Origin of the sequence: Rhodococcus sp. R1101, from assembly GCF_000278445.1 — a bacterium.
GTDB classification, from domain to species: Bacteria; Actinomycetota; Actinomycetes; order Mycobacteriales; family Mycobacteriaceae; genus Rhodococcus; species Rhodococcus gordoniae.
Genome location: NZ_AJVB01000158.1, coordinates 1 through 7,905 on the forward strand (window position 1 = coordinate 1; position 7,905 = coordinate 7,905).

Here is a 7,905-nt window from a genome sequence, read left to right on the forward strand (position 1 = left end):
CAATCTCTTCGGCGCCCTGGACGCATTGCGCATCCCCGTCGCGTACCTCGCGGAACTGTTCACGGCCGGAGACACCGGTGTCGTCGAGGCAGTGTTGCGTCGGCTCGCCGCGATGCGCTCGTACATGCGCGACATCAATCTGGGACGCGAGACCCGTCCCGAGATCCCCGAATCCGTCGGCATGAGCGAAGAGCAGATCTACGCGATGTACCGGCTCCTCGCGCTCGCCAAGTACGACGAGCGGTACGTCATCCCGACCGCGTACGCGGCCGAAGGTCATCGGCTGGAGGAGACCGCGACGGACTGCGCGCTGTCCTACGAGGGTGGACCCGGGATGTACGACTCCGGTCCGTTCGGTGAGGCCAGTGGTGCCCCCGTCCCGGTGGCGGTCGAAACCTTCCACGCTCTCGCCCAGCGGCAGACCAGCGAAGGCCTGGGGGCGAACGCGTCGAATCCCTCGCGGGTGAACCTGCTCAACTGGGACGGTAAAGGCGTGCCGACCGGCATGTTCCCGGGGGGACGTGGCGGGGACGGGGACCGACGATGAGACTGCTGCGTTCACGACGCGCGGCCTCCGATCGCGCCCTGCACCACCGTCTCGTCCGTCAGTCCGCGTCCCTGCTGCTCGCCTATCCCGACGAGGGGCACCGTGAACGGCTCGGCACGGTCGACCAGTTTCTCGAGCACATGACCGGGCCCGAAAAGGACATGCTGGCTACGGCCGCTCGTGAACTGGGCGCGAAAGACCTTCTCTCCACGGCACAGCAGTACGTCGAGACCTTCGACCTGCGGCGGCGTTCGACGATGTACCTGACCTACTGGACGTCGGGGGACACTCGCAACCGCGGAGCCGAGATGCACGCCTTCGCGAGTGTCTATCGTGCCGCGGGTGTCGTGCCTCCTGCGCACGAGTCGCCCGACCATCTCCCGGTGGTCCTCGAGTTCACCGCGAACGTCGATCCCGCCTCCGGGGAGGAACTCCTCACTCGCTATCGGGTGGCGTTGGACGTGCTGCACGCTTCCCTGCGCGACGCGCGCTCCCCGTACGCGCAGGTCGTCGCGGCGGTCTGTGCGACCCTCCCGCCGGTGACCGGCCAGGACGAAGAACGGGTCCGGCGTCTCGCGCAGGCGGGGCCGCCCCGGGAATCGATCGGTCTGCAGCCGTTCACCCTCACCGTGCCGCCCCGGGCCGACCGGACCGGCCCGAGACCAGGAGCCCCGCAATCATGAGCGCAGGAGAGATCTTCTGGGACGTCGTGCCCTATGTGACACTGGCCGTCGTCGTGGTGGGCACCTGGTGGCGGTACCGATACGACAAGTTTGGATGGACCACGCGTTCGTCCCAGTTGTACGAGGCGCGGTTGCTGCGCATCGCGAGCCCGATGTTCCATTTCGGGATCCTGGTCGTGATCGTCGGACACGTCATCGGCCTGGTGATTCCTCAGTCGTGGACCGCCGCGGTGGGGTTGAGTCAGCATGCCTACCACGTCCAGGCGATCCTGCTCGGCACCATCGCCGGCGTTTCGACGCTCGTGGGGATCACCCTGCTCGTGTACCGCCGCCGCACCCGCGGGCCCGTCTTCAGCGCCACGACACCGAACGACAAGTTCATGTATGTCGTGCTGGTCGCCGCGATCGTCGCGGGTCTCGCGACCACCCTGATGGGATCGGGTGTCGTCGGCGAAGAGCACAACTACCGGGAGACCGTCTCGCCGTGGTTCCGGTCGATCTGGGTGCTGCAGCCCCGCGGGGATCTGATGGTGGAGGCACCCTTCAGCTTTCGGTTGCACGCCCTGATCGGTCTCGTCCTGTTCGCCATCTGGCCGTTCACGCGTCTCGTCCACGCGTTCAGCGCGCCCATCGGGTACCTGTTCCGGCCGTACATCGTCTACCGCAGCCGGGAGGAGGCGCGCCCCGGCCGGCTCGTGGGTTCGCAACCGCAACGGCGTGGGTGGTGAGTGAGCGCCCGCTGCCGAGGGAGGGCTCCGGTGTACTGTGAAATGTTCCGCGCCCTCCCACCTGTCAGGACCACCGAAGATCCCCATGGCTTCCAGTTCCCACGTGAAGAACGACGCTTCGACCCCCGCGCCCGTCGCGGACACCGGCGTCCGGCGCTCGGTCCTGCCCGGGGGAGTGCGGGTCGTCACCGAGCACGTTCCGGGAGTGCGCTCCGCGGCGGTCGGTGTGTGGGTCGGTGTCGGATCCCGCGACGAACAGCCGTCGGTCGCCGGTGCCGCCCACTTCCTCGAACACCTGTTGTTCAAGGCGACACCGACGCGCACCGCCCTCGACATCGCCGAGACGATGGACGGGATCGGCGGTGAACTCAACGCGTTCACCAGCAAGGAACACACCTGCTTCTACGCACACGTGCTCGACGACGACCTGCCGATCGCCGTCGACATCGTCGCCGACGTCGTCCTGCGCGGGCGGTGCCTGAGCGCGGACGTCGACGTGGAACGTCAGGTGGTGCTCGAAGAGATCGCGATGCGCGACGACGATCCCGAGGACCTGCTCGGCGACTCGCTGCTCACCGCGCTGTACGGCAACCATCCCATCGGCCGGCCGATCATCGGTTCCGTCGAGTCGATCGAGTCCATGACCCGGACACAACTGCATTCGTTCCACGTCCGCCGCTACACGCCGCCGCGGATGGTGGTCGCGGTGGCCGGCAACGTCGACCACGCGCACACGGTCGAACTGGTGCGCCGCGCCTTCGCCCGGCACCTGGACGAGGCGGCCGCACCCGCGCCCTGCCGGGACGGACGACTCGAACTGCGGACCCCCCCGACGACGAGCATCGTCGAACGCGACAACGAGCAGGCGCATCTCACGCTCGGTGTGCGGTCGTTCGGCCGGCACGACGGTCGCCGCTGGGCGCTGTCGGTGCTCAACGCCGCAGTCGGCGGCGGTCTGAGTTCACGCCTGTTCCAGGAGGTGCGCGAGAAGCGGGGTCTGGCCTACTCGGTGTACTCCGGAACCGACACCTTCGCCGACACCGGCGCTTTCTCCGTGTACGCGGGCTGCCAGCCCGACAATCTCGGAGAGGTCGCCGCCGTGGTCCGGGAGGTGCTCACCGACGTGGCCGAGCACGGCATCACCGACGCGGAATGTGCTCGCGCCAAGGGATCCCTGCGTGGCGGTCTCGTTCTCGGGCTCGAGGACACCGGCGCGCGTATGCACCGGATCGGCCGTAGCGAGCTGAGCTACGGACAGCACTGGAGCATCACCGAGACCCTCGAACGCATTTCGTCGGTGTCGACCGAGGAGGTGCGCAGCGTGGCAGCCGAGCTGCTGCACCGGCCGTTCGCGGTCGCCGTCGCCGGGCCCTACCGTAGGCCTCGCGATCTCCCTGCCTCGGTCCGCGACCTCGTGTCCTGAATCGTCCTCACCTGAGCCAGTCGGCTCCGCAGGCGTCCGATGTCGTGCGAGACGGGTCCCGCCGGGATTGCGAGTTCCGACACCGCGACCTCGGAGACGAACACGACCCGCACGTCGCGGTCGTGGAGCACGTCGATCAGATTGGCGAACCGCTGGGCGGGTTCCCGACCCGCGGCCGTCAGGTCCGGGATCCCGTCGACGACCCAGAACAGGTGCTCCGCCGCGAGCGCCAGATAGTCGGCCGGTGCCGTGGTGTGCCCGCAGAGGTCGCCGAAATCGAACCAGAGACAGTCCTCGTCGGCCCGCATCGCACGCAGCGGGCGACCCGCCGGGTGCAGGACCCGTTGTTCGGCCGGTATGGGCCGGGTGAGCCCCAGAAGTCGTAACTGCCGGTCGGACGTGCCCGTCGTCCAGATCCCCGACGCGAACCCCCGCACGTGGTCGGAATCGAGCCGGTGATCGCGCGGTCCGTCCAGGGCGACGACCGTCGTGGAGCGCTCGACGAGTTCGATCGTCGGGAGGAAGTCGTCGTGGAAGAGGGGGTTGGGGAGCAGCTCGTGGGGCGGATAGTTCGATGTCAGGACGAGACGCGTGCGACGAGCGAGCAGCGCGGGGAGCAACCGGGCGACGAACGTGCCGTCCGCAGGGTCGTGGACGTGGAACTCGTCGAAGCAGACGAGTTCGGCGTGGCCGGTCAGACGATCGAGGGCGGCTCCGAGATCGAAGCGGTGCCGCCGGAGTTCGATGTGCAGGTCGCGGAAGAACTCGTGGAAATGCATGCGCAGTTTGTTCCGTCCGGGGAACGCCGAGAAGTACACGTCGGCGAGCCAGCTCTTGCCGCGCCCGGGCGGCCCCCACAGGTAGACGTTCGGGCAACCGGGATGGCACAGCTGCTCGACGGCGTCGTATTGCGCGGAATCGAGCACGAATCCCCGGCTGCGCGCGGCGTCGTCGAACACGGTTCGGGGGACCGGGTTCGAGATGACGGGGTCACTGCGGCGTCGCAACCTCACGAACTCGACTCTATCATCGTAGAGTGACGACCTCTCGCGAACGCCCGTCCCGGCGCACGGCCATCAGCGACGCAGCCCTCGAACTTGCCGCCCGCGGTGGCAACCACGCGGTGACGCACACGGGCATCGACATGCATCTCGGCCTGGCGAAGGGCTCGACCTCCTACTACTTCCGCACCCGCCATGCCCTCGTCGCGGCTGCGATTGCCCGTCTCACCGAACGGTCGCGCGCCGACTTCGCCGCACTGTTCCCCGCGCCGCCCGGCGACGAGTCGCGCGGACCCGCCGACCTGATCGCGGAATACCTCGAACGACTGCTCACCGCGCGGCGGACCGACGTGCTCGCCCGCTACGCGCTCGCGACCGACGCGCAGCTCGAACCCGACACGGCCGAGGCGCTGGCGGGCTGCATGTTCTCCGTCCCCGCCGCGACGGGACTCATGCGGGATCTCGGTGCGTCGCACCCCGACGCGGCGGCGCGGGATCTGGTGACGCTGCTCGAAGGAGTGCTGTTCGACCACACCCACGGCACACGCGCCCACGCGTCCTCGGGTTCGGCGACGGTGCGGGTCGACGAGATCCGTTCGACGGTCGGTCTCTGGCTGGACGCCCTCTGCGCCCGGCAGTAGGACGCCCGTGTGCAGCGGTGGACGGCACGCGACCCGCTCGGGACATCCGCAGGTGATTGCGTAGGATTTCCGGGGAGACGGCAACGAAAGGGCGTGACGACGCAAGTGGATGCAACAACGGTTCGGGTGGGTGTACTCGGTGCTGCCGGCAAGGTCGGTCAGGCGATCTGCGCCGCCGTCGACGCCGCGCCCGATCTCGAGCTCGTCGCCACCGTCGACAAGGGCGACGACCTCGACGCCTTCGTGAGCTCGCAGACCCAGGTGGTCGTCGACTTCACCCATCCCGACGTCGTCATGGACAACCTGCACTTCCTCGTCGAGAACGGCATCCACGCCGTGGTCGGCACCACCGGCTTCGACGACGAGCGGCTGGATCGCGTGCGGAGCTGGCTCGCCGACCGCCCCGAGGTGGGCGTGCTCATCGCACCGAACTTCGCGATCGGCGCCGTGCTGTCGATGCGCTTCGCCCAGGCCGCGGCCCGGTTCTTCGATTCGGTCGAGGTGATCGAGCTGCACCACCCGAACAAGGCCGATGCTCCGTCCGGCACGGCTTTCCGCACCGCTCGACTGATCGCACAGGCACGCGCCGAGGCGGGGGTGGCGTCGAGTCCGGACGCCACCACCACCGAACTCGAGGGCGCACGTGGCGCCGACGTCGACGGTGTCCGAGTGCACTCCGTGCGTCTCGCCGGGCTCGTCGCCCACCAGGAGGTGCTGCTCGGCACCGAGGGCGAGACCCTCACCATCCGGCACGACTCGATCGACCGGTCCTCCTTCGCACCCGGCGTGCTGCTCGGCGTGCGAGAGATCGGTCGGCGGCCGGGACTGACCGTCGGAATCGATCCTCTCCTCGACCTGTGAGAACCGGCCTGCTGAAAGTCCTCGTGCCCATCGCGTTCATCGTGGTGGCGCTGGGGTTCTACTTCGTTCTGCTCGGCTCCACGGGCCTGAAGCTGATCCGATCCGGCGAGTTCGCGGGGGTCGGGCTGGGAATCGGGATCCTCATCCTCCCCGTCGTCGGTGCCTGGATCGTCTACGCGACCATCCGAGCCGGCCTGCAGCATCAGCACCTCGCGCAGCGGATCCACGACGAAGGGCTCGAACTCGACATCGACGATCTGCCTCGCATGCCGTCGGGCCGGATCGAGCGGGACGCCGCCGACGAACTGTTCGCGACCGTGAAGCAGGAATGGGAAGCAGACCCCGACAATTGGCGCAACTCCTACCGGCTCGCGCGCGCCTACGACCATGCGGGCGACCGCAGTCGTGCGCGCGAGACCATGCGTCGGGCCGTCGCGCTCGAGAAGCTCGAACGGGACGGCCGCACCGGTTCCTGAAGCCGCACGTTGCGGTCGACTTCCCTGAGCGGCGAGCGGCTTTGACAACCCCGCACGGGTGCAGCAGCCTGCTGATGTGACGGACGAGGCTGCGAGAGACCAGGCAGGACCGGGCGAGACGGGACGCGGGGACGGATCCCGCACGGTGCTGGTGGTGCACCACACCCCCTCGCCGCCCACCCGCGAGATCCTGGAAGCGGTACTGGCCGGTGCTCGGGATCCGGAGATCGCGGGCGTCACCGTCCGGGTGGTTCCCGCACTGGGCGCCACCGTCCCCGATGTGCTGGCTGCGGACGGCTTCCTGTTCGGCACCCCTGCCAATTTCGGCTACATGTCGGGTGCGCTCAAGCATTTCTTCGACACCGTCTACTATCCGTGTCTCGACGCCGTGGCCGGCCGCCCCTACGGGCTGTGGGTGCACGGGAACAACGACATTGCCGGGGCGGTGGCGTCGGTGCGCCGCCTGACCACCGGGCTGGGCCTCGTACAGGCCGCCGCCGACCTCGAGATCACCGGGCCGGTCGACGCGAAGGTGCGCGAGCAGTGTTACGAGCTCGGCGCCGTCGTCGCGGCGACCGCAGCCGGTGAGATCTGAATCGATCGCCCGCGATCAGCGGACATCCTTCCCCCCCGCGATCAGCGGAAATTCTTCTCCGTGAACGACTTCAGTCCCTTCCCGGCGGTCTCGAGGGCCATCTTCTCGGCGCGCCGGACGAGGAAGCCGGGGACGGGGATCTTCGGATCGATGGTCAGCGAGAAGTCGACCGCCGTGCCGGATCCCTTGGCGGCAAGGGTGTAGGCGCCGTCCTGCTGCCGCTGCTGGCTGCTCTCCACCAGCGTCCACGCCATCGACTCGTCCCCGTTCCACGAGTACTCGACGACCTGCTCGTCGGTGATGCCGACGATCGAGACGGTCATCCGTACGCGGTGGGGTCGTCCGTCGGGGTGGGTGGACTCGACGGTGACCGACTTGTGGGTCGACGACCACTCGGGCAGGCGTTCGACCGCGGCGAGCGCGGCCATCACCTGCTCCGGGGTTGCGTCGATGTCGAAACTCCTGGTGCTGCTGACCGCCATGCGCCCTCCGCGTCGCCCGATTGTGTGCGTCGGCACTCTATCGCGCGGTGAGGTGCCTCACGTGTCGGCGCGAGGATCCGTGTCGTCGCGGCCGGCGGTGTCGTCCGGTCCGGTGGTGTCGTGGCGCTCGGACGGCTGCTGCTCGGTGGGTGCGGTCGGGGTGGGCTCGGCCCAGCCGCCCCGGCGGCGCCATTCGTCGGCCCGGCGTTGGTAGCGCATCTGCTCCCGCAGGGCACCCTGCACGGCCTGCGCCATCCAGGAGTTGAGCGACAGGCCGCTCTGCTGGGCCGCTTCCTCCGCCTTGGTCTTGATCTGCTCGACGAGGCGCAGCGTCACCCGGCTGATGTCGCCCGTCATCTCCTCGAAGGACGGCGTCGGATCCTCGTGCGGGGCAGCGGGTTCGCTGTGGACGGCGAGGACCGCGTCGGTGCCGTCGAGGCGCACGGTGACCGTGCGGTCGCCGAGTTC

10 protein-coding genes and 1 pseudogene are annotated in these 7,905 nt (G+C 68.8%); 8 read left to right on the forward strand and 3 right to left on the reverse strand.

Annotated elements, in window-relative coordinates; all coding sequences use genetic code 11:
• The 4 genes and pseudogenes from narY to R1101_RS0111865 form a co-directional block, all read left to right on the forward strand.
• Positions 1–547 (forward strand): annotated as a pseudogene (gene narY, locus R1101_RS26495) (nitrate reductase subunit beta); the annotation flags it as partial.
• Positions 544–1,230: a nitrate reductase molybdenum cofactor assembly chaperone gene (gene narJ / locus R1101_RS0111855; RefSeq protein ID WP_016933643.1), complete on the forward strand. Its 687-nt coding sequence runs from the start codon at positions 544–546 to the stop codon at positions 1,228–1,230. The pseudogene narY and the gene narJ, both read left to right, overlap by 4 nt.
• Positions 1,227–1,958, forward strand: a complete 732-nt coding sequence (gene narI / locus R1101_RS0111860; protein WP_016933644.1) for a respiratory nitrate reductase subunit gamma — start codon at positions 1,227–1,229, stop codon at positions 1,956–1,958. The genes narJ and narI overlap by 4 nt, the downstream gene beginning before the upstream one ends.
• A gap of 85 nt (positions 1,959–2,043) precedes the next feature.
• The gene (locus R1101_RS0111865; RefSeq protein ID WP_026003177.1) at positions 2,044–3,381 is read left to right on the forward strand and encodes a M16 family metallopeptidase; all 1,338 of its coding nucleotides are present in this window, start codon (positions 2,044–2,046) and stop codon (positions 3,379–3,381) included.
• Here R1101_RS0111865 and zapE read toward each other — a convergent pair.
• Complete coding sequence (gene zapE / locus R1101_RS0111870; protein ID WP_232284733.1) at positions 3,330–4,394, reverse strand: cell division protein ZapE; 1,065 nt, start codon at positions 4,392–4,394, stop codon at positions 3,330–3,332. The genes R1101_RS0111865 and zapE overlap by 52 nt on opposite strands.
• A gap of 23 nt (positions 4,395–4,417) precedes the next feature.
• Between zapE and R1101_RS0111875 the strand changes: the two genes are divergently transcribed.
• The 4 genes from R1101_RS0111875 (at position 4,418) to R1101_RS0111890 (ending at position 6,955) form a co-directional block, all read left to right on the forward strand.
• The gene (locus R1101_RS0111875) at positions 4,418–5,023 is read left to right on the forward strand and encodes a TetR/AcrR family transcriptional regulator (RefSeq protein WP_016933647.1); all 606 of its coding nucleotides are present in this window, start codon (positions 4,418–4,420) and stop codon (positions 5,021–5,023) included.
• A 105-nt stretch (positions 5,024–5,128) separates the two neighbouring features.
• Positions 5,129–5,884 (forward strand): 4-hydroxy-tetrahydrodipicolinate reductase, encoded by a 756-nt coding sequence (gene dapB, locus R1101_RS0111880; protein ID WP_198420263.1) that lies wholly within the window; start codon positions 5,129–5,131, stop codon positions 5,882–5,884.
• Positions 5,881–6,360 (forward strand): hypothetical protein, encoded by a 480-nt coding sequence (locus R1101_RS0111885; protein WP_016933649.1) that lies wholly within the window; start codon positions 5,881–5,883, stop codon positions 6,358–6,360. The genes dapB and R1101_RS0111885 overlap by 4 nt, the downstream gene beginning before the upstream one ends.
• Positions 6,361–6,505: 145 nt before the next feature.
• Positions 6,506–6,955, forward strand: coding sequence for a flavodoxin family protein (locus tag R1101_RS0111890; RefSeq protein ID WP_026003178.1), 450 nt, complete (start codon positions 6,506–6,508; stop codon positions 6,953–6,955).
• Positions 6,956–6,996: 41 nt separating this feature from the next.
• Here R1101_RS0111890 and R1101_RS0111895 read toward each other — a convergent pair whose 3' ends face one another.
• Positions 6,997–7,437: an SRPBCC family protein gene (locus tag R1101_RS0111895; RefSeq protein WP_016933651.1), complete on the reverse strand. Its 441-nt coding sequence runs from the start codon at positions 7,435–7,437 to the stop codon at positions 6,997–6,999.
• Between the two features lie 57 nt (positions 7,438–7,494).
• Positions 7,495–7,905 (reverse strand): hypothetical protein (locus R1101_RS26500; RefSeq protein ID WP_016933652.1); only part of this gene is annotated, 411 nt, incomplete at its 5' end.

Bases quoted from the DNA above. Each gene is read 5' to 3' on its own strand.
- narI (WP_016933644.1), top strand. From the start codon at position 1,227: ATGAGCGCAGGAGAGATCTTCTGGGACGTCGTGCCCTATGTGACACTG.
- narJ (WP_016933643.1), top strand. From the start codon at position 544: ATGAGACTGCTGCGTTCACGACGCGCGGCCTCCGATCGCGCCCTGCAC.
- R1101_RS0111865 (WP_026003177.1), top strand. From the start codon at position 2,044: ATGGCTTCCAGTTCCCACGTGAAGAACGACGCTTCGACCCCCGCGCCC.
- R1101_RS0111895 (WP_016933651.1), bottom strand. From the start codon at position 7,437: ATGGCGGTCAGCAGCACCAGGAGTTTCGACATCGACGCAACCCCGGAG.